This window comes from Haloechinothrix aidingensis (assembly GCF_013450155.1).
GTDB classification, from domain to species: domain Bacteria; phylum Actinomycetota; class Actinomycetes; order Mycobacteriales; family Pseudonocardiaceae; genus Haloechinothrix; species Haloechinothrix aidingensis.
The window spans coordinates 32,212-57,304 of record NZ_JACCKD010000006.1 but is presented as its reverse complement, the minus strand read 5'-3'; the positions used below and the strand labels follow the sequence as shown (position 1 = coordinate 57,304).

Here is a 25,093-nt window from a genome sequence, read left to right as displayed (position 1 = left end):
CGATGCCGATCACGCTGGGCCCCAACCGTTACGGCAAGGCGGAGACGCGCGTCGTCGCCCTGCGGCGCGGCACCGACCGTCACGAGCTCGCCGACCTCAACGTGAGTATCGCGCTGTCCGGCGAGCTCGCCGACACGCACCTGACCGGCGACAACGCCGCCGTGCTTCCCACGGACACGCAGAAGAACACGGTGTTCGCCTTCGCAAGGAAGTACGGCATCGACCAGCCGGAGAGCTTCGGGCTGCGGCTGGCCGAGCACTTCGTCGCGACGCAACCGGCGATCACCCACGCGCGGGTGGAGATCACCGACTATGCCTGGCAGCGCGTCGGGCAGACCGGGCACTCGTTCGCGCGCGGCAGCCAGGAGGTGCGCACCTGCGTGGTGCACCACGACGACCAGGCCACGCACGTGCTGTCCGGGGTCACCGACCTGGTGCTGCTGAACTCGACGAACTCCGAGTTCTGGGGATACCCGAAGGACGAGTACACCACGCTGCCCGAGACCACCGACCGCATCCTGGCCACGGCCGTCACCGCCACCTGGCGGCACGCCACGCTGGACGTGGACTGGGCGGAGTCCCACGCCGCGGCCCGGCACAACCTGGTCGACGCGTTCACCGAGACGTACAGCTACTCGCTGCAGCAGACCCTCTACGCGATGGGCTGGCGCGTACTCGACAAGCAGCCCGAGCTGTGCGAGGTGCGGATGGCGTTGCCGAACAAGCACCACTTCCTCGTCGACCTTGAGCCGTTCGGGTTGGACAACCCCGGCGAGGTCTTCTTCGCCGCCGACCGGCCGTACGGCCTGATCGAAGGCACCGTCCTCCGGGACGACGCTCCGACGGCCGGGCCGGCGTGGGAATAGACAGACGCTCCGACGGCCGGGCCGGCATGGGAATGACCGACACACCACCGGCCGGGCCGGCATGGGAATGACCGACACACCACCGGCCGGGCCGGCATGGACACAGACCACCGCACAGCCGGGCAATCCGGCGTGGAAGAGGACATCATGGATTTCGTCAAGCCCACGACCTGGGAGGAAGCACTCGAAGCGCGTGCGTCGGTACCCGGTGCGGTCCCGATCGCCGGTGGCACCGATGTGATGGTGGAACTGAACTTCGACCAGCACCGGCCTCCTGCGCTGATCGATCTCACCGCGATCGACGAGCTCGCGCACTGGGACCTCGACGGCGACTCGGTGCGCATCGGCGCGACCGTCTCCTACACCACGATCATCACGGAGCTGGCCGGCCGCCTGCCGGGCCTCGCGCTTGCCGCGCGCACGGTGGGCTCACCGCAGATCCGCAACAGGGGCACGGCAGCAGGCAACCTCGGCGCGGGCTCGCCCGCGGGCGACAGCCACCCGCCACTGCTGTCCACCGGCGCGACCGTCGAGGTCGCCTCGGTCCGCGGCAGCCGGTTCGTCCCCATCGACGAGTTCTACACCGGCGTCAAGCGCACGGCGCTGGAGCCGGATGAGCTGATCCGCGCGATCACCGTACCCGTGGCGAGGGGCCCCCAGCAGTTCGCCAAGATCGGCACCCGCAACGCCATGGTGATCGCGGTGTGCTCGTTCGCGGTCGCGCTCGACCCGCACGAGCGGTCCGTCGGAACCGGGCTCGGCTCCGCCGCGCCCACCCCGCGGCACGCAACCGACGCCGAGAAGTACCTGGCCGATGCCCTGCCATGGGACTCGAGCGAGCCGTTGCCGGGCAACGTCGCCGAACGGTTCGGTGAGCTCGTCGCCGCCGCGGCCGCCCCGATCGACGACGTCCGGGGTCCGGCCACCTACCGCACACACGCCCTATCCGTCATGGCCCGCCGGACGCTCGGCTGGGCCTGGGAGGAGTACCGATGCGCCTGAACCTCACCATCAACGGAGCCAAGCACACCGCGGACGACGTCTGGCCGGGCGAGAGCCTGCTGTACGTGCTTCGTGAGCGTCTCGGGCTGGCGGGCTCGAAGAACGCCTGCGAGCAGGGCGAGTGCGGCTCGTGCACCGTCTACCTGGACGGGGTGCCCGCCTGTTCCTGCCTGGTCGCGGCTGGCCAGGCAGCAGGCCACGAGGTCGTCACGGTGGAAGGCATCGGCGGGGGCGACGAGGAGCTGCACCCCGTCCAGGAGGCGTTCGTCGACGCGGGCGCCGTGCAGTGCGGCTTCTGCACCCCCGGCCTGATCGTCGCCGCGCACAACCTGGTCGAGCGCACCGACGAACCCAGCGACGAGGAGATCCGCGAGGAGCTCGCAGGCAACCTCTGCCGCTGCACGGGTTACGAGAAGATCCTGGACGCGGTCCGGCTGGCCGCCGCACGCAAGCAGGAGGCAGGCACGTGATCGTCATCGACAACTGCGCCGTCGCGACCGCCGACGACGCGGGCACCGAGTACTCGCGCGGCCACGTGCTCGTGGAGGGCAACCGGATCGTCGCGGTCGGCGAGGGGCGCGCGCCCGCGCAGTCCGGCGAGGTCACCCGGGTCGACGGGTCCGGGTGCCTGGCCACGCCCGGCCTGGTCAACACCCACCACCACCTCTACCAGTGGATCACCAGAGGGCTGGCCACCGACTCGACGCTGTTCGAGTGGCTCACCGAGCTCTACCCGGTGTGGGCACGCATCGACGCGGAGTCCGTTGGCGTCGCTGCGCGTGCCGGGCTCGGGTGGCTCGCGCTGAGCGGGTGCACCACCAGCACCGACCACCACTACGTCTTCCCCGACGACGCGGGCGACCTGCTCGCGGCCGAGATCGGCGCTGCCCGCGAGATCGGCATCCGGTTCCACCCGACCCGTGGGTCGATGGACAGGGGCCGGTCCGCTGGTGGGCTGCCGCCCGATGAGGTCGTCGAGGACATCGACACCATCCTCGCTGCGACCTCCGAGGCCATCACCGCCTTCCACGACCCCTCGCCGGACGCGATGGTCCGCATCGGCATCGCGCCGTGCTCGCCGTTCTCGGTGTCCACCGAGCTGCTCAGCCAGGCTCGCGAGCTGGCGACCGAACGCGGCGTCATGCTGCACACCCACCTCGCCGAGACCGTCGACGAGGAGGACTTCTGCCAGGCCACGCACGGGTGCACCCCGGTGGAGTACCTGGACTCGCTCGGGTGGCTCGGCGAGGACGTGTGGCTCGCCCACTGCGTGCACCTGTCGGACGGCGCGATCAAGCGGCTGGGCGCCACACGCACCGGGGTGGCGCACTGCCCCAGCTCCAACGCCCGGCTCGGCGCGGGCATCGCGCCGGTGCCCGACCTGCTCGACGCCGGGGTTCCGGTGGGTCTCGGCGTGGACGGGGCGGCTTCGCAGGAGGCAGGGATGCTGGTCGAGGAGCTCCGCCAGGCGCTGTACCTGGCGCGGCTGCGCGGCGGTCCCGCGGCCCTGCGGGCCAGGCAGGCGCTGCGGGCAGCCACCATCGGTGGCGCCCGATGCCTCGGCCGCGGCGGCGAGATCGGCTCGCTCGAGGCAGGCAAGCTCGCCGACATCGCGTTGTGGCGGCTCGACGGCCTCGGCCACGCCGACATCTCCGATCCGGTAGCCGCGCTCGCCCTCGGCCCGCCCGCGCCGCTGGAGCTACTGACCGTCAACGGCAACGCCGTCGTCTCCGGCGGCGAGCTACGTACTGCTGACCAGGACCGGCTGGCCCGCGCCGCGCGTACCGCGCACCGCGGGCTCATAGCATCGGCCGGCCGGGCGCCGAGCGAGAACGGGAGGACGTCATGACTGTCGGGACACCGGACAACCTGGCCTCGAGCACGCGGGGCGGGGTCGGGCAGAGCCCGCACAGGCCGGACGGCACACACAAGGTCACCGGCCAGTTCGCCTACTCGTCCGACCTGTGGCACGACGACATGCTCTGGGGCATGACACTGCGCAGCCCGCACCCGCACGCGCGCATCCGGTCCATCGACATCGGCCCGGCGCTGGCGACCAGCGGCGTGTACGCCGTGCTCACGCACGAGGACGTCCCCGGAACCAAGTACTACGGGCTCGAGGAGAACGACCAGCCCGTGCTTGCTGTGGACACCGTCCGCTACCAGGGGGAGGCGGTTGCCCTGGTAGCCGCCGACCACCCGGAGACCGCCCGGCGCGCGATGCACGAGATCGTCGTCGACTACGAGGTGCTCGACCCGCTCACCGACCCCGTCCGTTCCGCGTTCGACCCGCAAGCCCCGCAGCTGCACGAGCACGGCAACGTCGTCCGCCACCAGCCCGTGCGGGTCGGCGACGTGCCATCGGCTCGCTCGCGGGCCGATGTCGTGGTCACCGGCGAGTACGAGATCGGCATGCAGGACCAGGCGTTCCTCGGGCCCGAGTCCGGCCTGGCCGTACCCGGTGAGGACGGCGGCGTGGACCTCTACGTCGCGACCCAGTGGATGCACACCGACCTGCGGCAGATCGCCCCGTGCCTCGGGCTGCCCGAGGAGAAGGTGCGCATGACGCTGTCCGGGGTCGGTGGCGCGTTCGGTGCGCGTGAGGACCTGTCCATGCAGGTGCACGCGGCGATGCTCGCGATGCACACCGGCAGGCCGATCAAGATCGTGTACAACCGCGAGGAGTCGTTCTACGGCCACGTACACCGGCATCCCGCCAAGATGCGCTACGAGCACGGCGCGACCGCGGACGGCCGGATCGTCTACGCGACCGCTCGCATCGTGCTCGACGGCGGCGCGTACGCCTCCTCCACCACGAACGTCGTCGGTAACGCTGCCTCGCTCGGTGTCGGGCCGTACATCGTGCCGAACGTCGAGATCGACGCGTACGGTGTCTACACGAACAACCCGCCCTGCGGGGCGATGCGCGGGTTCGGCGCGGTGCAGGCCTGCTACGCATACGAGTCGCAAATGGACAAGCTCGCACGCGAGCTGGACGTGCACCCCCTCGAGGTGCGGCGGATCAACGCCATCCATCAGGGGGCGGCGATCGCCACCGGCCAGGTCGTGGACACCCCGGCCCCGATGACCGAGATGATCGACAGGCTGCGCGACGCACCGCTGCCGGAGGCCGTGGAGTCCGGCGACGTGCGCAACCTCCCGGGAGGGGTGTCCAACACCACGCACGGCGAGGGTGTGCGCAGGGGCGTCGGCTACGGGGTCGGGTTGAAGAACATCTGCTTCTCCGAAGGCTTCGACGACTACTCGACCGCGCGCGTGCGGCTGGAGGTCGTCGGCGGCGAGCCGGCTGTACTGATACATACCGCCGCTGCCGAGGTAGGTCAGGGGCTGGTGACCCTGCAAGGGCAGATCGCACGGACCGAGCTCGGCGTCGAGCGGGTCAGCATCGCGCCTGCCGACACCCAGGTCGGCGACGCCGGGTCGTCTTCGGCGTCCCGCCAGTCCTACATGACCGGTGGTGCGGTCAAACGGGCGTGCGAGGCCGTTCGGGAACGGCTGTTCCACCTCGCCGCCGAACGTTTCGACGTACCTGCCGAGCAGCTCAGCCTGTCCGGAGGAAAGCTGGTCTCCGAACACTCCGGGGTGCTTGTCGCGCTCGCCGACCTGCTCGGTGACGCGGCCATCGAGGAGACACGCGAGTTCCACCATCGCCCGACTACCGGGATGGACCCCGTCACGGGGCAGGGTGACACGCACACCCAGCTCGCCCTGTGCATCCACCGTGCCGTTGTCGACGTGGACGTCGAGCTGGGCCTGCTCAAGGTTGTCGACATGACAGCGGTGCAGGATGTCGGCACGGTCCTCAACCGGGTGTCGCTGGAAGGGCAGATTCACGGCGGGACCGCGCAAGGCCTCGGCCTGGCCGTGATGGAGGAGATCCAGCTCGCAGACGGCAAGCTGACCAACCCCTCGTTCACCGACTACCTGATTCCCACCATCCTGGACATGCCGCCGATGCGGCTGGACATCCTGGAGCGGGCCGACCCGAATGCCCCGTACGGCCTGCGTGGCGCGGGTGAGCCGTCGACGCTGTCGTCCACCCCGGCGATCGCCGCCGCGATCAGGGACGCCACCGGGCTCCAGATCGACCGCGTACCCGTCCGCCCGCACGACATCGTCCGCCCCGTAACCGGCTGACCGGCTCCTCCACGTCCCGAGCTCGACAACCACTCCCCCCGACGCGCCACACCCCGGGCACTGCCCTCCCGCCCCGGGGTGCGGGCACGTCCGTGCCCGGGGTCGGAAGTTCCGGCCCGACAGATCGACCCCGCCGCCGTACCTGGAGAGAACTCGTATGAGCACAACGGAGATCCCCTCGGTCGACCAGAAGCCGCCGCCATGGCGCGGTGGCGTGCTGGACCGATGGTTCTTGATCACCGCACGCGGCTCGAAGCCCTCGCGAGAGGTCCGGGGTGGCATCACCACCTTCGTCGCGATGGCCTACATCGTCATCCTCAACCCGCTCATCCTGACCAGCGCGACCGATGTCAACGGTGACCAGCTGTCGCTGACCGGCGTGACCACCATGACCGCGCTGTCGGCCGGACTGATGACCGTCCTCATGGGAATCATCGGCCGTGCTCCGTTCGCGATGGCCACGGCCCTGTCGGTCAATGCCGTGGTCGCCTTCCAGGTGGCTCCACAGGTCACCTGGGAGCAGGCGATGGGAATGGTCGTACTGCAGGGCCTGCTGATCCTCCTGCTCGCCGCCACGGGCGTGCGCACGCACATCGTCAATGCCATCCCGCGAGGGATGAAGCACGCGATCGGTGTCGGGATCGGACTGTTCATCGCCCTCATCGGGTTCGTCAACGCCGGGTTCGTCACGCGCAGGCCGGATGCCATGGACACGGCCGTGCCCGTGCAGCTCGGCGAGGGCGGCACCCTGACGGGGCTGCCGATCGTCGTGTTCTGCTTCGGCCTGGTGCTGATGTTCGCGCTGTACAGCAGGAAGGTACCGGGCGCCATCCTGCTGAGCATCCTCGGCGCGACCATCCTCGCGGTGATCGTGGAGTCGGTGTGGCACCCGGGAGGGTGGGGACTGGTCACGCCGTCACTGCCGGACTCGCTCGTCGCGTCCCCGGACTTCTCGCTGTTCGGGCAGATCGACGTCGTCGGCGCGATCACCGAGATCCCCGCCCTGACCCTCACGGTGTTCGTGTTCACCCTCGTGCTGGCAGGCTTCTTCGACGCCATCGGGGCCGTCCTCGCCGTCGGCGACGAGGCCGGCCTCATCGACTCCGACGGCAGGATGCCGACGCTGGGGCGGGTCATGGTCACCGACGGGATCGGTGCCGCCTTCGGCGGGCTCACCTCGAGCTCGTCCAACACCGTCTTCGTGGAGTCCGCGGCAGGCGTCAAGGAAGGGGCGCGAACCGGGATCGCCAGTCTGGTGACCGGCTCGCTGTTCCTCACACTGCTGTTCCTGGTGCCGATCGCCGCTGTCATCCCCCAGTCCGCGGCCGCGCCCGCGCTCGTCCTTGTCGGTGGCCTGATGTGCATGCAGTGCCGCAACATCGACTGGACCGACATGGAGATCGCGCTACCCGCGTTCCTGATCATCGCCCTGCCCGCATTCACCTACTCGGTCACGGCCGGCGTCGGCGCGGGCATCGTCGCCTACGTCGTCATCAAGGTCGCCCTCGGTAAGTGGCGTGAACCCGGCGTCCTGCTGTGGGGCCTCAGCCTGGTGTTCCTGACCTACTTCGGCATCGAGGGCGTCCAGTTGCTGCTGAGCCGCGTGTAACGGACGCGGCATCCTCCGGCGGCCCGGTTCGCACCCGGGCCGCCGGAGATGTCTCCGGACCACACCGGACACCCGGATCGGCTGCAGAATTACCGCAAGGCGCGATAATCAACAATCAATCCATTATCATTATCGCACAATTGAATAACGACATAACATTGGATATTCTTCCATTTCCGCCTGCGCACCGGGCACGTAATCATGGAAGGAGTCCGACGTGTCGAAGATATCGCGGATATTCACGAGCTTCGTGACCGGCTCAGTGGTCGTCCTGGCTTCGGTTACCACTCCTGCCGTCGCCGGAGCCGGTCCCGGTGACTCCGCCCCGCCGGACGAGCTCGTCGACCAGTTCGGTGTGGAGGAGATCGCAACCTCCGCCGAGGTCACCGGCCAGCGAAGCATGTTCGGTGGCGGCACGGAGACGACTATCCGGGTGGGGCCGATCACCGCCGAGCCGCACGAGGACGGCGAGCACGGCGCGGCTGACGGCCACGGCACGACCCGCGCGAGCGACGACGGCCCGCACGGCCCCGAGGAGCGCGACCACGGCACGCACACCACGGTCGCCGCACCGGTTCCGACACCCTGCTGGGTCGTCTCCTGCTACGTCACATCTATGGAGCCCGACCTCACCTACGCCGACGGCAGCAGCGCGAACTACGACACGGACATCATGCTGCACCACGCTGTGCTCTTCGACCGGTCCCGGCAGGACGTCACCTGCGGGGACGAGGCGCTGGGCCTGGCGGGGCAACGGATCTTCGCCTCGGGTAACGAGCGCACCGGCGGCATGCTGCCGGACGGTTACGGGGTGCGCCTCGGCCCGGCCCCGCTGACCTGGTCGGTGATCGAGTTGATGAACTTCGCACCGGAGTCCCAGGAGGTCTACTTCGACCTCACCATCGAACACGAGCCCACCCTGTTCAACCGGGACATCACGCCGGTGACCCCGGTCTGGCTGGACGCGGCGAACTGTACCTTCGACTCGTACCACAGCGTCCCGGAGGGCGAGTCGGTCACCAACTGGCAATGGGAGTCGACCATCGCGGGGACGTTCCACGCGGCGGGTGGTCACGTCCACGACGGCGGCGAGTCGCTCACCCTGCACAACCGCAGCACGGGCGAGGAGATCTGTCCCTCCCATGCCGGGTACGGCACCGATCCCGCCTACCTGGGACACATCGAGTCGATGAGTGTGTGTTCGGACGGCGACCTGGGCGACGTCGCCGAGGGTGACGTGCTCGAACTGGAGAGTGTGTACGACTCGCACTACGCGCAGGACGACGCCATGTCCATCATGATCGGTTACGTGGAGGAGGCCTCGTAGTCCCGCCGCCGCGCGGCTCCGGGAGCTGGGACTGCTCCGGCAGGGTGGGTGGTCGTGGCCTCGCTCCTGGGGTCCGGTCGTGGGTGTAGCGGCGTCCGGTGGGGGTGGTGATGGTGCTGGTGCCACTACTGGGGTTGTGGTGGAGGGTCCAGTGGGGGTGATCCTTCATCCGGTGGTGCCAGCGGCATTTGGCGCCGCCGTTGGCCTCGGCGGTGCTGCCGTTCTGGCCGCGTCCCCATCCGTGGAGGTGGTCGTAGTCGCTGTGCTGGGCTGGCCGGTGGCAGCCGGGTGCGGTGCATTCGGCGTCACGCACGGCCACCAGGTCGCGGATAGCGGTGGTGGGCCGGTAACGCCTGCGTCCCACGTCCAAGACGGCGCCGCTGGCGGGGTCGGTGAGGACCTTGCGCCACACACTGTCCTCGCTACCCATGATCTGGCGGGCGATGGGTGCGGGCAGCGGCCCGTAGCCGGACAGTTCGCAGCCCGTATCCGTCATGCCCAGCGCCGCATCGACCGGCATGTGCAGGAACACCGTCGCCGCCGCCTCCGGCACGGCCACGTCGGGATCCTGCCCCAGCAGCAGGGTGGCGTGGATATCCGCGCGCAACTGGTCCAGGGTGCGCTCATCACCCCGGTGGCGGGCGCGGTGGGCCATCGCGTCGATCCGCGCGTAGGCCGAGGCCGCCACCTCGGCAGGCAACTCCGCCGCCAGGGTGGACAGGCCGTCCTCCCCAGGCAGGAGTTCCACCTTCCGCCCCGCCCGCGCCTGCCGCGCACGGGTGGCCTGCCCCTCCGGGTCGGCCTGCTCCACGAGCCTGCGGGCGGCCCGGGCCAGGTTGGCCGGATTCGTCGCACTCACCCGGCCGGAGTCGAGTTTCTCGGCCAGCTGTGTGTCCACCTGGCGGGCCCGCTGGTCCTCCACCGTGTCGGTCGCCTCGACCACCCGCCCCGCGGCGTGAGCCTCGATCTGCCCGGCCTCCATCGCCGCCAACACCCGCGGCATCCGCTGCGTGAGCTGGCGCGCCCGGTGCAGCCGCAGCGCCGCCGTATGCCGCGACACCCGCAGTTCGAGGGCCGCCTCGTCGGCCACATACCGGTCACCACCGCGTAGCTGGTCGAGCCGGGCCAGCGCGTGCGCCTCGATCGCATCGGTATGCGCCCTAATCCGCCGCGCGGCCGCCAGCGTCTCGATCACCTGCTCAGCACTCAACTCACCAACCTGCTCGCCGGTGAACGTGCGGCACCGGATCTCCGCCTGCTCTTCGGGCGTGAACGCGACCGCAGGCGCCTGCCCGGCCGGGACGAACATCACCCCGGCCGGACCAACCACCTGCACGAACTCCGACACACCCACAGCATATCGCACACACGTTCGACCACCCCGCAACGACACGCCGACCACACACAGCCACCCGAACCCTCCACAACCCGGGCAGCGAGCACCGCCCGGTCACCCGGCTAGCGTGTACCCTCGTGCGGCCGCATCCAGCCGAACGTGAGCTCCACGGCGCGTTGCCAGTTGGCGTACTCGGTGGACCGGCGGTTGGTGCTCATGCGTGGTGTCCACTGCGCGGCCCGGTGCCAGTTCCGCCGCAGCGCTTCGAGGTCGGGCCAGTAACCGACGGCCAGCCCCGCCGCGTAGGCGGCGCCGAGCGAGACGGTCTCGGCCACCATCGGGCGTGTCACGGGGACACCCAGCACATCCGCGATGAACTGCATGAGCAGGTGGTCGGCTGTCATCCCCCCGTCCACCTTGAGCGTGTTCAGCGTCAGATCGGAGTCGGCATTCATGGCATCCACGACTTCCCTTGTCTGCCAGCCGGTTGCCTCCAGAACGGCGCGCGCGAGATGCCCCTTGGTGATGTAGGAGGTCAACCCGACGATGATGCCGCGCGCCTCGCTGTGCCAGTGCGGCGCGAACAGCCCGGAGAACGCCGGGATGATGTAGCAACCCCCGTTGTCCTCGACCGTCCGGGCCAGCGTCTCGATCTCCGCCGCCGTATTGATCAGCCCGAGACTGTCCCGGAACCACTGCACCAGTGAGCCGGTGACCGCGATCGGCCCTTCGAGGGCATACCTGGCCGGCTCCGTGCCGATCTTGAACCCGACCGTGGTCAGCAGGCCGTGTGTGGACCGCACCGGCTCGTTCCCGGTGTTCATCAGCAGGAAGCTACCCGTGCCGTAGGTGCACTTCGCGTCCCCTGCCGAGAAGCACGTCTGCCCGAACAGCGCTGCCTGCTGGTCACCGAGGGCGGCAGCGATCGGGACTCCCGGTACCACCCGCGTGGTCTTTCCGTACACTTCGGACGACGAACGGATACCGGGCAACATCGGGCGCGGGATGCCGAAGAACGACAGCAGTTCGTCGTCCCAGTCAAGGGTGTCGAGGTTCATCAGCAGGGTCCGGCTGGCATTGGTCACGTCCGTGACGTGGATCCCGCCGTCCGAACCGCCCGTGAGGTTCCAGATCAACCAGCTTTCCATGGTGCCGAACAGCACGTCCCCGTTCTCGGCACGCTCACGCAGGCCCGGTGAGTTCTCCAGCATCCAGCTGATCCGCGGCGCGGAGAAGTATGTGGCAAGCGGCAGGCCGCAGCGGCGGATCACCTCTCCGGCACCGGGCTCGCCACGAAGTTGCTCGACGAGCTCGTCGGTACGCATGTCCTGCCAGACGATCGCCCTGCCGATCGGTGTTCCGGTGTGCTTGTTCCACAGCACGGTCGTCTCCCGCTGGTTCGCGATGCCGAGCGCGACGACCTGCGCGGAGTCGAGGCGGGCCTCGCGCAGGGCCTGCGGGAGGAGCCGGTCGACGTTGCGCCAGATCTCCAGCGCGTCGTGCTCCACCCAACCGGGTTTGGGAAAGTGCTGCTGCTGCTCTCGTTGCGCGATGGAGACCAGGCGGCCGCTGTGGTCGAAGATCATGCACCGTGTCGACGTCGTCCCCTGGTCGATCGACATCACGTATCGCTGTGCCATGGTTCGCGGAAGCTCATTTCGGATCGGAGATCGTCAACACGTAGTGCATTGTGGACAATATTTACTTGGAGGATGTGATGTCGCGGGAGACCGATCGTGCGGCGTCCACGACGGTGTCCACCTGCCTTCTGGTCGGTCTGCCGCTGGCATCGCAGATGCGCTCCATCGCACCCGAGATGCCGATGGCACCGACGACCAGCCCGCCGTGCGCACGGATCGGCGCGGCGATGCTCGCCTCCCCCGGCACGGACTCACCGGTCTCGGCAGCCCATCCGGCGTCCCGCACGGCCGCGAGTGCCTGTGCGAGCTTGCCCGGCGTGGTGATCGTACGCCGGGTGAACGATGTGAGCCCGGACCGCTGCACGCGCCCCGCGAGATCGGCGTCGTAGGCCAGCAGAACCTTGCCGAGGGCGGTCGCGTGTGGCGGGAGCCGCGAGTCGACATCGAGAGTCTGCATCGAGTCGTCCGGCCGGAAGACATGGTGCACGACGAGCACGCTCGACTCCAGCGGCACACCGATCCGCACCGTCTCGCCGCTTCGCGCGGCGAGCGCATCGGCCCAGTTGATGGAGCGCGAGCGCAGCTCGTTGACATCCAGGTAGCTCGAGTCGAGGTGCACGAAGGCCGCGCCGAGCCGGTACTTGCCTGTCGCCTTGTCCTGCTCGACGAAACCGACGTCGAGCAGCGTGCGGAGGATGCCGTGCGCCGTCGCCTTCGCCAGGCCGAGTGACTCGGAGATCTCACCGACGCCGAGAGGACCCGACCCGCGTGCCAGGAGCCGCAGGATCGCGGCTGCGCGTTCGATGGACTGAACGGGTCCCGGCATGATCTGCAAACTATCCCGAAGTCGGTGATTCGACAATGTCGAACGGTCGGTTCACCTGGGTGAGAGTCCCTCGGAAGGGTTGTGAGCAGCGCCATAACCACCTCCACGAACGGTGAAGGCTAGACGCACTCCGGGTGAACTTCCAGAGACCTCGTTCGACATTGTCGACCCGGCTCCGTTGAGGCCGGCCCCGCCCGTACCTAACGTCATCGCCATCGCGTCGTCCGGCGCAGCAGTGACCAGGGAAAGGAGGAGACGTGGACCTTCTCGGTACCGTCTTCGTGAGCGAGGTGCTCGGCACGGGCATGCTGACCCTGCTTGGCGCGGGAGTCGTCGCGAACGTGCTACTCACCAAGTCCAAGGGGTTCGACGGTGGCTGGCTCTTGATCAACATGGGGTGGGGGCTCGCCGTCATGGCCGGCGTGTTCGTCGCCTACAAGTCGGGTGGCCACATCAATCCGGCCGTCACGGTGGGCATCCTGGTCAGTGGCGCCGAGGAGTACGCACCCGGAGTCGATATCACCGCGACCTCGACCGTGGCCTACCTCGGCGGCGAGATGGTCGGAGCCTTCCTCGGCGCGTGTGCCGCCTACCTTGCCTACAAGAAGCACTTCGACGCCGAGAGCGACGAGGCGACGAAGCTTGCCGTGTTCGCAACCGGCCCTCAGATCCGCAACTACCGGTGGAACTTCGTCACCGAGGTGATCGGAACCTTCGTCCTCGTCATCGTGGTGCTGTCCTTCGCGGGCACGCCGCACGGACTCGGGCCTGCCGCGGTGGCCCTGCTTGTCGTGGGCATCGGCGCCTCGCTGGGAGGGCCTACGGGCTACGCCATCAACCCCGCGCGCGACCTGGGTCCGCGGATCGCGCACGCGGTGCTGCCGGTACAACGCAACACAGCACCCGCCGCGGTCCCCGTCGGCTCCGGATCCGGTTCCGCGCCCGAGGCGGACACCCCCGCTCCATCGGCCATCCGCAAGAGCTCGGACTGGGCCTACTCCTGGGTACCGGTACTCGGGCCCCTCGTCGGAGGAAGCCTCGCCGGGCTGCTGTCGCAGGTACTGTTCTGACACGCTCGGGAGTCGTACGCACAGCCCGGGCTCCGGTGCCATCGTAGCCGGCCAGTGACCCGGCGAGTCACCCGACGAGTCGCCCAGCCAGCCGCCCAGCCGGCCGCCCAGCCAGCACGTTCTTCGAAAGGACCATGATGAGCGAGTTCATCGGATCGATCGACCAGGGCACCACAAGCACCCGCTTCATGGTGTTCGACCACGGCGGCAACGAGATCGTCCGCCACCAGCTGGAACACGAACAGATCCTGCCGCGTGCCGGCTGGGTGGAACACAATCCCACCGAGATCTGGGAGCGCACCCGCTCGGTCATCACCACAGCGATGAACAAGGCCGACCTCGGTCCCGGCGACCTCGCCGCGGTCGGCATCACCAACCAGCGGGAGACCACCGTGGTGTGGAACCGCAGGACCGGGCGTACGTACTGCAACGCGATCGTCTGGCAGGACACCAGAACCGACAAGATCGCCAATGCGCTGCACCGCGACGGTCGAGCGGAGGTCATCCGGCAGCGATCCGGTCTGCCCCCGGCGACGTACTTCGCAGGGGGCAAGTTGAAGTGGATCCTCGACAACGTCGAGGGGGTCCGTGCGGACGCCGAGAAGGGCGAGGCGATCTTCGGAACGATCGACACGTGGCTACTGTGGAACCTGACCGGGGGCACGGACGGCGGCGTCCACGTCACCGACGCGACCAACGCGAGCCGCACCATGCTCATGGACCTCGAAACATGGGACTGGGACGACGAGCTCCTGTCCTTTTTCGACGTACCACGGCAGATGCTGCCGTTCATACTCCCGTCCTCGAACCCGGAGTTCTACGGGACCACGCGCGCCGACGGGCCGTTCGGCGGTGCGGTGCCGCTCGCCGGAGTCCTCGGTGACCAGCAGGCCGCCACCGTCGGTCAGGTGTGCTTCAAACCGGGGGAGGCGAAGAACACCTACGGCACCGGCAACTTCCTGTTACTCAACACCGGCAACGAGATCGTACGTTCCCAGCACGGGTTGCTGACCACGATCTGCTACCAGTTCGGGGAGAACAAACCGGTCTACGCGCTGGAAGGATCGATCGCGGTCACCGGCTCCGCCGTGCAGTGGCTGCGCGACCAGCTCGGCATCATCTCCGGAGCGGCGCAGAGCGAGGCACTGGCAGGACAGGTCTCGGACAACGGGGGTGTCTACTTCGTCCCCGCGTTCTCGGGCCTGTTCGCGCCGTACTGGCGTTCCGACGCCCGCGGGGCCATCGTCGGCCTGTCGCGATACAGCACGAACGCGCACATCGCGCGGGCGACGCTCGAGTCGATCTGTTACCAGACGCGCGACGTCGTCGACGCGATGCAGGCCGACTCCGGGGTGACCCTCGACGTGCTGAGGGTGGACGGCGGGGTCACCGCGAACGAGCTGTGCATGCAGATGCAGGCGGATGTACTTGGCGTACCCGTGTACCGGCCCGTCGTCGCGGAGACGACCGCGCTCGGCGCGGCCTACGCGGCCGGGCTCGCCGTCGGGTTCTGGCGCAGCACCGACGAACTGGTGCAGAACTGGCAGGAGGACAAGCGCTGGCAGCCCACCTGGGACTCGGACCGCAAGGAGAGCGAGCACGCCCGCTGGAAGAAGGCCGTCTCGCGCACCCTCGACTGGGTGGACGTGGACGACTGACAGGCAGCCGCCCGAGGGCGCGCGTGTGCCGTGTGCGCACGGCACCGACAGTAGCGAGCACAAGGAGAGACACCGTGACGACCGCACGACTCAACGCCGGTTACCGCGCCCGCGCGCTACAGGCCCTGCGGGACGAGGACTTCGACGTTCTCGTCGTCGGAGGGGGCGTCGTCGGCGCGGGCGCGGCACTGGACGCCGCTTCCCGCGGGCTGTCCGTTGCCCTCGTCGAGGCACGTGACTGGGCCGCGGGAACCTCGAGCCGGTCGAGCAAGCTCATCCACGGCGGGTTGCGGTACCTCGAGCAGCGGGACTTCGGCCTCGTCCGGGAGGCGCTCAAGGAACGGGGCCTGCTGCTGAACCGGCTCGCGCCCCACCTGGTCCGCCCGGTTCCGTTCCTGCTGCCCCTGCAGCATCGCGTGTGGGAGCGCGGCTACATCGGAGCGGGCGTGCTGCTGTACGACACCATGGGCGGTGCCCGCGCCCTGCCCAGGCACCGGCACCTCAGCCGCACGACGGCCCTCGAGCACGCGCCCGGGCTGCGTCCGGACGCGCTGACCGGTGCGATCCAGTACTTCGACGCGCAGGTCGACGACGCGCGGCACACGATGACGATCGCGCGCACCGCCGCGCAGCACGGGGCGGTCGCACTCACGAGGACCCGCGTCGAACGCTACGTGCGCGAGTCCGGCACGGTCACCGGTGCCGTGCTGCGCGACCTCGAATCCGGCCAGGAGATCGTCACCCGGGCCAAGCGCGTGATCAACGCGACCGGGGTGTGGACCGACGAGATGCATCGCGCGGCCGGAACCGACGGCCCGTTCTCGGTACGCTCCTCCAAGGGCGTGCACATCCTCGTGCCACGCGAGCGTATCGACCTTGCCACCGGGTTGATCCTGCGCACCGAGAAGAGCGTGCTGTTCGTGATCCCGTGGGAACGGCACTGGATCATCGGCACGACCGACACCGCATGGGACCATGACAAGGCGCATCCCGCCGCGTCCGGGGCCGATCTGGACTACCTGCTCGAGCGTGTCAACGCGGTGCTGCGCGAGCCGCTGACGCGGGCGGACGTCGAGGGCATCTACGCGGGGCTACGGCCCCTGCTCGCCGGTACAGACGACGACACGGCGAGGCTGTCCCGCGAGCACGCCGTCGCCGAGCCGGTCCCCGGCCTGACCGTGGTCGCGGGCGGGAAGTACACCACCTACCGGGTCATGGCCGCCGACGCGGTCGACCACGCTGCTGCCGGGCTCGGACGTGCCGTATCGCCCTCCCTGACGGACAAGTTGCCGCTCGTCGGCGCGGTGGGCTATCACGAGATGTGGCAGCACAGGGACGCGGTGGCGCAGCGCTTCCAGGTACCGGTCGGCGTCGTCGAACACCTGCTCGGCCGGTACGGCTCCCACGCAAGCGAGGTGCTCGCGCTCGTCGCCGAACACGCCGAGCTCGCCGAACCCGTTCCCGGCGCGGAGGGCTACCGGATGGCGGAGGTCCACTACGCCGTCACCCACGAGGGGGCGCTCCACCTCGAGGATGTGCTCACCAGGCGCACCCGCATCTCCATCGAGGACGCCGACCGGGGACTGACGGCCGCGCCCGAGGTGGCCACGCTCATGGGGCGGCTGCTCGGCTGGGACACCGAACGGGTACATCAGGAGATCACCTTCTACACCGAGCGGGTACACGCCGAGCGCCGCGCCCAGGAGACCGCCGACGACGCGACAGCCAACGCCGCCCGGCTGGCCGCACCTGACCCGGTGGCCGCGGCGCACTAGGCTCATGGCATGAACACTCAGGCGTGGAACTACCTCACGGACATGGACGGGGTGCTCGTACACGAGGAGCACATGGTCGCCGGGGCCGACGAGTTCCTCGCCGAGCTGCGCGCGGCTGGGCTGCCGTTCCTCGTACTGACGAACAACTCGATATACACGCCCCGTGACCTGCGGGCGCGGCTACTGGCGTCCGGCCTGGACGTTCCGGAGGGCGCCATCTGGACCTCCGCGCTGGCGACCGCGAAGTTCCTGAGCTGGCAACGGCCGAACGGCACGGCCTTCGTCATCGGCGAGGCCGGGCTGACGACCGCGCTGCACCAGGCAGGCTACGTGCTCACCGAGCGCTCTCCCGACTACGTGGTGCTCGGGGAGACCCGCACGTACAGCTTCAGCGCGATCACCAAGGCGATCAGGCTGATCAACGAGGGGGCGCGCTTCATCGCCACCAACCCGGACGCGACGGCGCCCAGCCTGGAGGGGGCGCTGCCAGCGACCGGGTCGGTCGCCGCCCTCATCGAACGCGCGACCGGGAAGCAGCCCTACTTCGTCGGCAAGCCGAACCCGCTGATGATGCGGTCGGCGTTGAGCGTGCTCGGGGCGCACTCGGAGGACACCGTGATGATCGGCGACCGGATGGACACCGACGTGCACGCCGGGATCGAGTCGGGGCTGCGCACGATCCTGGTGCTCACCGGGATCGCCTCCAAGGACTCGGCGGAGTGCTACCCGTACCGGCCGAACATGGTGCTCGACTCGATCGCCGACCTCCTCGGGCACACCGGCGACCCGTTCGGCGACTAGCCGATCAGCGCGATACGGCCGCGTCCGGGTAGGCACCGGCAAGAGCGCGGCCGCCGATGACCCGCTTGATACTCTCAGGCATGTGAGTGAATCCTTCAGCACCGCCGATCTGGTCGACGAGCACGGCACCGCGCTGCGCGTGTGCGACACGCAGTTCCACCAGTTCGGCAAGTACCGGGCGTTCTCCGGATCCGTACGCACGGTGTCCTGCCATCAGGACAACGGGCTGCTGCGCGAACTGCTGCGCATCCCCGGCGACGGGTGTGTCCTCGTCGTCGACGGCGGCGGCTCGCTACACACCGCGCTGACCGGGGACCTCATCGCGCAGTCGGCCGTGGACAACGGTTGGTGCGGTCTCGTGCTGCACGGGGCGGTGCGGGACAGTCCCGTACTGGCCGGCCTGCCCATCGGCATCAAGGCACTCGGTACGAACCCGCGCAAGAGCAGCAAGGACGGCGCCGGGGCCGTGGACATCCCTGTCGGGTTCGGAGGGGTCACCTTCCACCCTGGCGACCAGCTCTATGCCGATGACGACGGTGTCGTGCTGCTGCCGCCTGCCGGCTGAATGCGGCAGCACACCCCGCGGCGAATCGTCCGATCGGGGAAAGTCGACCCTGTGACGTAACACACACTCCCGAAATGAGGTATCACGGATGTCCCGGGGCGCGTGGCGCCCGCGCCGGGGACAGACAGGAGGGAGTGTCTGATGGGCAGCACCGCAGTCACGGGTCGCAACGCCGCATCCGCGGCGCCTCGCGAGCAGCGACGAACCCCGGAAGCCGGCGGGGAGACCGCCGAGGGGCGCACGAGCGCGATCCCGCGGCCCCGCCGCGAACCGCCGGACGGCGACATCGACCACGGCTTCGAACCGACGATCGTACGCGGCAGGGAGTGAGGGGGCGGCCGATCAGGATGCGGTCACCAGCGCGGTCGTCAGGCGGACGAGCTCGTCGATGATGTCGTCGAGAGACCCCGTGACCGCACCGGTCGACCAGTGATACACCAGCTCGTTGACCCCGCCGATCAGTGCCACCGCACCGAGCTGGAAATCGCGGTCGGCCGCCTCGCCTCGCGCGACAGCACGCCGTGACTCGGCGTCGAGGAACTCGACCCAGCGCGCCCGCCAGTCCAACCGGTGCCGTTCCACCGCGTCGCTGATGCCGACGAGTTCGACGTAGGACAGCCGGGCCCAGCGCGGGTCCTCCGCGGTGGTGGTGATGTAGGCGCGCATCCCGCGCTCGACCCGCTCGCGCAGCGGGAGGTCGTCCGCCCCGGCGAGCGCCCGCACCACCGCATCCATCGCGCGCTCGATCACCCGGTCGTGCAGCCGCATCAGCAGCGTTTCCCTGCTGCTGAACTCCTCGTAGAAGTTCCGGGTGGACACACCCGCCGTGGTACACAACTTCTCGATCGAGGTCGCCGCATACCCCTCCGTGCCGAACAGCTCGAGCCCGGCCGCCATCAGCCGCTCCCGCCGCTCGGCGCTGCGCTCGGCAGCCGAACGCCCGGCGTAGCTGCGTTGTGGTCGCGTAGCCATCCAGCCATTATGGCCTGCCGCCGGGACCCGCCCGCTCCGCACACCTCAGCGCAACCGGGCGCCGTCGCGCCAGACGGCCCATGTCAACGGCACACCCGGCCGGTAGGCCAGATGCGTCACCGATGGCGCGTCGAGCACCTGCACGTCCGCGCGAGCGCCCTGGCGTAGCACGCCGACGGCACCCTCCCCGGTGTCGGCGCGCAGTGCCCTGGCCCCGCCCCGGGTAGCCGCCCACACCGCCTCGGGCACCGTCAGCCCCATCTGCAGCACCGCGGTCGCCACGCAGTACGCCATGGAGGTCGTATAGGAGCTCCCCGGGTTGGCGTTGGTGGCCAGTGCCACGACGGCTCCGGCATCCAGCAGCGCGCGGGCCGGGGCCAGCGGTCCCCGTGTCGACAGATCGCAGGCAGGCAGCACGGTGGCCACCGTGCCCGTCGCCGTCCCGCTCCAGCTGTCGGCCAGCGCCGCCACGTCCGCCTCGTCCAGGTAGCTGCAGTGATCCACGCTGGCGGCACCGCATCGCACGGCGAGGCGCACCCCCGGCCCTGGACCGAGCTGGTTGCCGTGTACCCGCACGCCGAGGCCACGGTCGGCCGCGGCCCGCAGCACCCGCTCGGACTGCTCCTCGTCGAAGGCACCGGTATCGCAGAAGGCATCGACCCAGCTCACGTGCTCGGCCACCGCGTCGAGCATCGGGCCGGTCACGGTGTCCAGGTACTCCTCGGCCGCGCACTCGCCGGGAACGATGTGCGCGCCGAGGAAGGTGACCTCGTCGGCCACCCGGGCCGCGACCCGTGCGGACCTCAGCTCGTCGGGGACCGTCAGGCCGTACCCCGTCTTGGTCTCGAGGTACGTGGTGCCCTGCATCCGCGCCTCGTGCGCCAGCCGGGCCAGGTTGCCGGCCAGGACGTCGTCCGGCGCGCGCCGCGTCGCGTCCACGGTCACCGCGATGCCGCCCGCGGAGTACGGCTCACCCGCCATGCGTGCCTCGAACTCCGCGGTGCGGTCCCCCGCGAACACCAGGTGGGTGTGCGAGTCGACCCAGCCTGGCAGGACCGCCCGCCCCCCGACGTCCACCCGCTCGTCGGCCGGCCCGGCGACGTGCGCGGGGCCGACCCAGGCGACGCGGTCGCCGTCGAGCACCATCGCGGCCGAGCGGAGCGTGCCCAGCTCCGGCTCGTTCGTGGTCAGCTCGCCGATTCCGGTGATCAATCGGGCCGTCACGCCGTCACCTCCTGGACCGCCGCGGCGAGGCGCGCGGCGGGATCCGCCACGCGCAGGTGTTCGCCCTCCCTGACGAGCCACTGCCCGTCGACCAGCACGTCGCGGATATCGCTCGCGGAGGCGCACAGCGGCACCCCTGCGGGGTCACTGCCTGCCGTACGCGGCGAGTCCAGGGTCACGCGCACCAGGTCAGCCCGCGAACCCTGCTCCAGGCGACCGGTGTCCGGCCACCCGATCGCCGCGTGCGCCGTGCCTGCCCCGATCAGCTCGGCCGGGGTGAAGTGGCCGCGGGATTCCCTTCCGAGGCGCTCTGCCATCTCCATCGAGCGCAGCTCGGCGAACGGATCGACGACCGCTTGCGAGTCGCTGCCCACACTCAACCGCGCGCCCGCGTTCGCCAGCTCCCGTGCGGGGCCGGTACCGTCGCCGAGGTCCTGTTCCGTGGTCGGGCACAGGCAGACCCAGGAGTCGGACGAGCCGAGCCAGGTGGCATCCAGCGCGGAGGCGTGCGTGGCGTGTACCGCGACGAACCGCTCGTCGAGCGCACCGGCCTCGGCGAGCAGCTGCACGGGGCTGCGCCCGTAGGCGGCCTGGCAGGCCTGGTTCTCCGCGCGCTGCTCGGAGACGTGCGCGTGCAGCGGAACCGCGCGCTCGCGCGACCACGCGACCACCACCGGGATGTGCTCCGCCGGTACGGCGCGGACGGAATGCACCGCGGCACCGACGCGCACGTGCGCTGCACCGGGATCGAACGCGGCGGCCCGGGCCGCCCAGGCGTCGACGTCTCCGTCGGAGAAGCGGTACTGGACGGGGTCGAGCCGCTCACCGCCGATGCCGCCGGTGAGGTAGCAGGTGTCCAGCACGGTCAGCTTGATCCCCACCTCACCCGCCGCGCTCACCAGTGCGTGCGCCATCGCGTGCTGATCGGCGTACCGCCTTCCGGCACGGTCGTGATGCACGTAGTGGAACTCGCCGACGGAGGTGTACCCGGCAAGCAGCATCTCGGCGAACACGGCCCTGGCGATCCGGTAGCAGCTGTCCGGGTCGAGGCGTTCGACCAGCCGGTACATCCGGTCCCGCCAGGTCCAGAAGGTACCGCCCCCGCCATGGGTCCTGCCTCGCAGCGCGCGGTGGAACGCGTGCGAGTGAACATTGGCGAAGCCGGGCAGGACGAGCCCGGTCAGCACGGTCCCTGCCCGCGGCGCGTCCCGCGTGACCGCGCTGATCCTGCCGTCGTCCACCGTGAGCGCGACAGCGGGCGCCGGTCCGTCCGGCAGCCACGCGTGCTCGCACCAGTACGTCTGGCTCACGCCTGTCACCCACCACCTTCACCGCACGCCGCCTGCTCGGCGATCACCCGGGCCAGCGCCACGACACCGTCCGCGCAGTCGGCCGGCTCGGCATGCTCGTCCGGAGCATGCGATATGCCGGTCGGGTTGCGCACGTACAGCATCCCGGCCGGTACGTGCGCAGCGAGCACGCCGGCGTCGTGCCCGGCACCGGTGGCCAGTACCGGTACGTCCCCGAGGACGCTACGCATGCCGGCCCGCAGCGCCGGGTCGAACCGGGTGGTCTCGCTCCAGGATTCCTCACGCACCTCGACCTCGCAGCCCTCCTCCTCGGCAGCGGAACGCGCAGCCGCCTCCACTTCGGTCGCCACGGCGCGTGCCGCCGGCTCGGCTGCCGCGCGCGCGTCCAGCCACACGTCGACCCTGGACGGGACGACGTTGGTTCCTCCCGGGTAGGCGGTGACGCGCCCGACGGTGGCACGCGCGTCGTCGGCCCGGGCCGCGCGCGCGGCGGCGCGCGCGGCCAGCACGGCACGCGCGGCGGGAACCATCGGATCCCGCCGGTCGTCGAGCACGGCCGTACCCGCGTGGTCGCCGACACCGGTGAAGCTCAGCCGCCAGCGACCGTGCGGGTCGATGGTCGAGGCCACCGCGACCGGTTCGTCCAGGTCGACGAGCCGGCGCCCCTGCTCGACGTGCAGCTCGACGAAGGTGCCGATACGCGCGAGGCGCTCGGGGTCGGGGCCGATGAACCGCGGTGGCACACCGCGGTGCTCGGCGGCCTCGGCGAACGTGTACCCGTCCGCGTCCCGCAACCGCAAGGCGCGGGCCGGGTCGACGGCGCCGGTCATCAGCCGCGAGCCGAGACACGGCAGGCCGAACCGGCCGCCTTCCTCCTCGGCGAAGACCACGACCGCCACCGGCCGTGCGGGCCGGAAACCGCCCGCGCGCAGGCGATCCACCGCGCACAGCGCCGAGACCACGCCGAGCGGGCCGTCGAACGCGCCTCCGCCCGGCACCGAGTCGAGATGGCTTCCCGTGACCACGGCGCCCTGCCCCGCCATGGCCGGGCCGGTCCACCACGCCCACAGGTTGCCGTTGCGGTCCTGCTCGACGTCGAGGTCGCGCGCGGCGGCCTCGGCCCGGAACCATTCCCGCAGCTCGAGCTCGCTGCTGGTGAACACGTGCCGCGAGTACCCACCGCGCAGGCGGTCCCCGCCGATCCCCTCGATCTCCCCGAGAGTGCGCTGAATGACGCTTTCAGTCCACTGCGCGGACTCTGTGCGTCGTTCAGCACTACCCGGCGGCATGGTCGCCTCGCATCGGGATACGGACACCGCGCTCGGCAGCTGTGCGGTCGGCGAGCTCGTATCCGGCGTCGCAGTGCCGGATCACGCCCATGCCGGGATCGTTCGACAGCACGCGTTCCAGCTTGCGCGCGGCGAGCTCGCTGCCGTCCGCCACACAGACCTGCCCGGCATGGATCGATCGCCCCATCCCGACGCCACCGCCGTGATGCAGGGACACCCAGCTCGCCCCGGACGCCGTGTTGACTAGCGCGTTGAGCAACGGCCAGTCCGCGATCGCATCGGAACCGTCCGCCATGCCCTCCGTCTCGCGGTACGGCGATGCGACCGATCCGCAGTCGAGGTGGTCGCGGCCGATGGCGACCGGGGCCGACAGTTCCCCCGAGGCGACCATCTCGTTGAACCGCAATCCGGCACGGTGCCGCTCGCCGTAGCCCAACCAGCAGATCCGTGCGGGAAGTCCCTGGAACGCGACGCGCTCACCGGCCATCGCGAGCCACCGGGCCAACGCGGGCTGGTCGCCGAAGAGCTCGAGCACCGCCCGGTCCGTCGCGGCGATGTCGGCTGGGTCGCCGGACAGCGCGACCCAGCGGAACGGCCCCTTGCCCTCGCAGAACAGCGGGCGCAGGTACGCGGGCACGAACCCGGGGTAGGCGAACGCGCGATCGAAACCACCGAGCTGGGCCTCGCCGCGCAGCGAGTTGCCGTAGTCGAATACCTCGGCTCCGCCGTCCAGGAAGCCGACCATGCCTGCCACGTGCGCGGCCATCGACTCGCGGGCCCGCTCGGTGAACTCCTCCGGTTTGGCGCGCGCGTAGCCCGCCCACTCGGCCACGTCGACCCCAGCAGGCAGGTAGGCGAGTGGATCGTGTGCCGAGGTCTGATCGGTGACGATGTCCACCTCCACTCCCCTCCTGAGCAGCTCCGGCACCACCTCGGCCGCGTTGCCGAGCACACCGACCGACAGTGCCTGCCGGGCCCGCCGTGCCTGGTCGACGCGGCGCACGGCGTCGTCGAGGTCGGTGGCGAGCCGGTCGAGGTAGCCCGTGTCGAGCCTGCGCCGCGCCCGCGCAGCGTCGCACTCCACGACCAGCGCCACTCCCCCGTTCATGGTGACCGCGAGCGGCTGGGCACCACCCATGCCGCCGAGCCCGGCCGTGAGGGTCAGGGTCCCGGCCAGCGACCCGCCGAACCGCTTCTCGGCGACCGCCGCGAACGTCTCGTAAGTACCCTGCAGGATCCCCTGGGTACCGATGTAGATCCAGGATCCGGCGGTCATCTGCCCGTACATGGTCAGGCCGAGGGCCTCCAGCCGCCGGAACTCCTCCCAACCGGCCCAGTCGGGTACCAGGTTCGAGTTGGCTATCAGCACCCGCGGTGCCCACTCGTGCGTGCGCAGCATGCCGACCGGCTTGCCGGACTGCACAAGCAGCGTCTCGTCGTCCTCCAACCCGGTGAGGTAGGCGCTGATCGCGTCGAAACTCGCCCAGTCCCGTGCCGCCTTCCCTGTCCCGCCGTAGACCACGAGATCCTCGGGACGTTCGGCCACCTCGGGGTCGAGGTTGTTGTGCAGCATCCGCAGGGCGGCCTCGGACTGCCAGTTCCGTGCGGTCAGCGTGCTGCCCCGCGCTGCCCGTACCGTACGGCTCTCGGTCACGTGCGGCCTCC

General features: G+C 70.0%; 21 protein-coding genes. 13 read left to right on the top strand and 8 right to left on the bottom strand.

The window, feature by feature from the left end; all coding sequences use genetic code 11:
- Nucleotides 1–2 precede the first annotated feature (2 nt).
- The 7 genes from pucL (at nt 3) to H0B56_RS16255 (ending at nt 8,962) form a co-directional block, all read left to right on the top strand.
- Nucleotides 3–866 (top strand): factor-independent urate hydroxylase, encoded by an 864-nt coding sequence (gene pucL, locus H0B56_RS16285; RefSeq protein WP_180893945.1) that lies wholly within the window; start codon nt 3–5, stop codon nt 864–866.
- A 147-nt stretch (nt 867–1,013) separates the two neighbouring features.
- Complete coding sequence (locus H0B56_RS16280) at nt 1,014–1,868, top strand: FAD binding domain-containing protein (RefSeq protein WP_180893944.1); 855 nt, start codon at nt 1,014–1,016, stop codon at nt 1,866–1,868.
- Complete coding sequence (locus H0B56_RS16275; protein WP_180893943.1) at nt 1,859–2,338, top strand: (2Fe-2S)-binding protein; 480 nt, start codon at nt 1,859–1,861, stop codon at nt 2,336–2,338. Before H0B56_RS16280 ends, H0B56_RS16275 begins: the two co-directional genes overlap by 10 nt.
- The gene (locus H0B56_RS16270) at nt 2,335–3,717 is read left to right on the top strand and encodes an 8-oxoguanine deaminase (RefSeq protein WP_180893942.1); all 1,383 of its coding nucleotides are present in this window, start codon (nt 2,335–2,337) and stop codon (nt 3,715–3,717) included. Before H0B56_RS16275 ends, H0B56_RS16270 begins: the two co-directional genes overlap by 4 nt.
- Nucleotides 3,714–6,026: a xanthine dehydrogenase subunit D gene (pucD, locus tag H0B56_RS16265; protein WP_180893941.1), complete on the top strand. Its 2,313-nt coding sequence runs from the start codon at nt 3,714–3,716 to the stop codon at nt 6,024–6,026. The genes H0B56_RS16270 and pucD overlap by 4 nt, the downstream gene beginning before the upstream one ends.
- Before the next feature lie 157 nt (nt 6,027–6,183).
- Nucleotides 6,184–7,635: an NCS2 family permease gene (locus H0B56_RS16260; RefSeq protein ID WP_180893940.1), complete on the top strand. Its 1,452-nt coding sequence runs from the start codon at nt 6,184–6,186 to the stop codon at nt 7,633–7,635.
- A gap of 217 nt (nt 7,636–7,852) precedes the next feature.
- Complete coding sequence (locus H0B56_RS16255; protein ID WP_180893939.1) at nt 7,853–8,962, top strand: hypothetical protein; 1,110 nt, start codon at nt 7,853–7,855, stop codon at nt 8,960–8,962.
- Here the strand turns inward: H0B56_RS16255 and H0B56_RS16250 are convergent.
- The 3 genes from H0B56_RS16250 to H0B56_RS16240 all read right to left on the bottom strand — a co-directional run bounded on the left by H0B56_RS16250 (nt 8,931) and on the right by H0B56_RS16240 (nt 12,764).
- Entirely contained in the window at nt 8,931–10,310 is a 1,380-nt protein-coding gene (locus tag H0B56_RS16250) for a DUF222 domain-containing protein (RefSeq protein WP_180893938.1), read from the bottom strand. The genes H0B56_RS16255 and H0B56_RS16250 overlap by 32 nt on opposite strands.
- A gap of 110 nt (nt 10,311–10,420) precedes the next feature.
- Nucleotides 10,421–11,938 (bottom strand): glycerol kinase GlpK, encoded by a 1,518-nt coding sequence (gene glpK / locus H0B56_RS16245; protein WP_180893937.1) that lies wholly within the window; start codon nt 11,936–11,938, stop codon nt 10,421–10,423.
- Nucleotides 11,939–11,999: 61 nt separating this feature from the next.
- Nucleotides 12,000–12,764, bottom strand: a complete 765-nt coding sequence (locus tag H0B56_RS16240) for an IclR family transcriptional regulator (protein WP_180893936.1) — start codon at nt 12,762–12,764, stop codon at nt 12,000–12,002.
- Between the two features lie 257 nt (nt 12,765–13,021).
- Between H0B56_RS16240 and H0B56_RS16235 the strand changes: the two genes are divergently transcribed.
- The 6 genes from H0B56_RS16235 to H0B56_RS16210 all read left to right on the top strand — a co-directional run bounded on the left by H0B56_RS16235 (nt 13,022) and on the right by H0B56_RS16210 (nt 18,963).
- Complete coding sequence (locus H0B56_RS16235) at nt 13,022–13,834, top strand: aquaporin (protein ID WP_180893935.1); 813 nt, start codon at nt 13,022–13,024, stop codon at nt 13,832–13,834.
- A 137-nt stretch (nt 13,835–13,971) separates the two neighbouring features.
- Nucleotides 13,972–15,492, top strand: a complete 1,521-nt coding sequence (gene glpK / locus H0B56_RS16230) for a glycerol kinase GlpK (protein WP_180893934.1) — start codon at nt 13,972–13,974, stop codon at nt 15,490–15,492.
- A 74-nt stretch (nt 15,493–15,566) separates the two neighbouring features.
- Nucleotides 15,567–17,267: an FAD-dependent oxidoreductase gene (locus tag H0B56_RS16225; protein WP_180893933.1), complete on the top strand. Its 1,701-nt coding sequence runs from the start codon at nt 15,567–15,569 to the stop codon at nt 17,265–17,267.
- A gap of 9 nt (nt 17,268–17,276) precedes the next feature.
- Nucleotides 17,277–18,068 carry an HAD-IIA family hydrolase gene (locus tag H0B56_RS16220; RefSeq protein ID WP_180893932.1) on the top strand — a complete coding sequence of 264 codons (792 nt, stop codon included), beginning with the start codon at nt 17,277–17,279 and terminating at the stop codon, nt 18,066–18,068.
- 82 nt (nt 18,069–18,150) lie between these two features.
- Nucleotides 18,151–18,633: a ribonuclease E activity regulator RraA gene (gene rraA, locus H0B56_RS16215; RefSeq protein ID WP_180893931.1), complete on the top strand. Its 483-nt coding sequence runs from the start codon at nt 18,151–18,153 to the stop codon at nt 18,631–18,633.
- 141 nt (nt 18,634–18,774) lie between these two features.
- A complete protein-coding gene (locus H0B56_RS16210) occupies nt 18,775–18,963 on the top strand; it encodes a hypothetical protein (protein ID WP_180893930.1) in 189 nt (62 codons plus the stop codon).
- A 12-nt stretch (nt 18,964–18,975) separates the two neighbouring features.
- On the opposite strand, the gene H0B56_RS16205 is transcribed toward H0B56_RS16210, so the two are convergent.
- From H0B56_RS16205 to hutU, 5 genes are read right to left on the bottom strand one after another with little or no spacing between them, the layout of a single operon-like run.
- On the bottom strand, nt 18,976–19,605 hold the full coding sequence (locus H0B56_RS16205; protein WP_180893929.1) for a TetR/AcrR family transcriptional regulator: 630 nt from the start codon (nt 19,603–19,605) through the stop codon (nt 18,976–18,978).
- Between the two features lie 45 nt (nt 19,606–19,650).
- A complete protein-coding gene (gene hutI, locus H0B56_RS16200) occupies nt 19,651–20,829 on the bottom strand; it encodes an imidazolonepropionase (RefSeq protein ID WP_180893928.1) in 1,179 nt (392 codons plus the stop codon).
- On the bottom strand, nt 20,826–22,139 hold the full coding sequence (locus tag H0B56_RS16195; RefSeq protein WP_343063922.1) for a formimidoylglutamate deiminase: 1,314 nt from the start codon (nt 22,137–22,139) through the stop codon (nt 20,826–20,828). Before H0B56_RS16195 ends, hutI begins: the two co-directional genes overlap by 4 nt.
- A gap of 5 nt (nt 22,140–22,144) precedes the next feature.
- Nucleotides 22,145–23,371, bottom strand: a complete 1,227-nt coding sequence (locus H0B56_RS16190; protein WP_343063938.1) for an allantoate amidohydrolase — start codon at nt 23,369–23,371, stop codon at nt 22,145–22,147.
- A 43-nt stretch (nt 23,372–23,414) separates the two neighbouring features.
- Nucleotides 23,415–25,082 (bottom strand): urocanate hydratase, encoded by a 1,668-nt coding sequence (hutU, locus tag H0B56_RS16185; protein ID WP_180893925.1) that lies wholly within the window; start codon nt 25,080–25,082, stop codon nt 23,415–23,417.
- Between the last annotated feature and the right edge of the window lie 11 nt (nt 25,083–25,093).

Coding starts and splice junctions, on each gene's coding strand:
- pucD (WP_180893941.1), top strand. CDS start 3,714: ATGACTGTCGGGACACCGGACAACCTGGCCTCGAGCACGCGGGGCGGG.
- glpK (WP_180893937.1), bottom strand. CDS start 11,938: ATGGCACAGCGATACGTGATGTCGATCGACCAGGGGACGACGTCGACA.
- pucL (WP_180893945.1), top strand. CDS start 3: ATGCCGATCACGCTGGGCCCCAACCGTTACGGCAAGGCGGAGACGCGC.
- H0B56_RS16260 (WP_180893940.1), top strand. CDS start 6,184: ATGAGCACAACGGAGATCCCCTCGGTCGACCAGAAGCCGCCGCCATGG.
- H0B56_RS16275 (WP_180893943.1), top strand. CDS start 1,859: ATGCGCCTGAACCTCACCATCAACGGAGCCAAGCACACCGCGGACGAC.
- H0B56_RS16280 (WP_180893944.1), top strand. CDS start 1,014: ATGGATTTCGTCAAGCCCACGACCTGGGAGGAAGCACTCGAAGCGCGT.
- H0B56_RS16220 (WP_180893932.1), top strand. CDS start 17,277: ATGAACACTCAGGCGTGGAACTACCTCACGGACATGGACGGGGTGCTC.
- glpK (WP_180893934.1), top strand. CDS start 13,972: ATGAGCGAGTTCATCGGATCGATCGACCAGGGCACCACAAGCACCCGC.
- H0B56_RS16205 (WP_180893929.1), bottom strand. CDS start 19,605: ATGGCTACGCGACCACAACGCAGCTACGCCGGGCGTTCGGCTGCCGAG.
- H0B56_RS16240 (WP_180893936.1), bottom strand. CDS start 12,764: ATGCCGGGACCCGTTCAGTCCATCGAACGCGCAGCCGCGATCCTGCGG.
- H0B56_RS16210 (WP_180893930.1), top strand. CDS start 18,775: ATGGGCAGCACCGCAGTCACGGGTCGCAACGCCGCATCCGCGGCGCCT.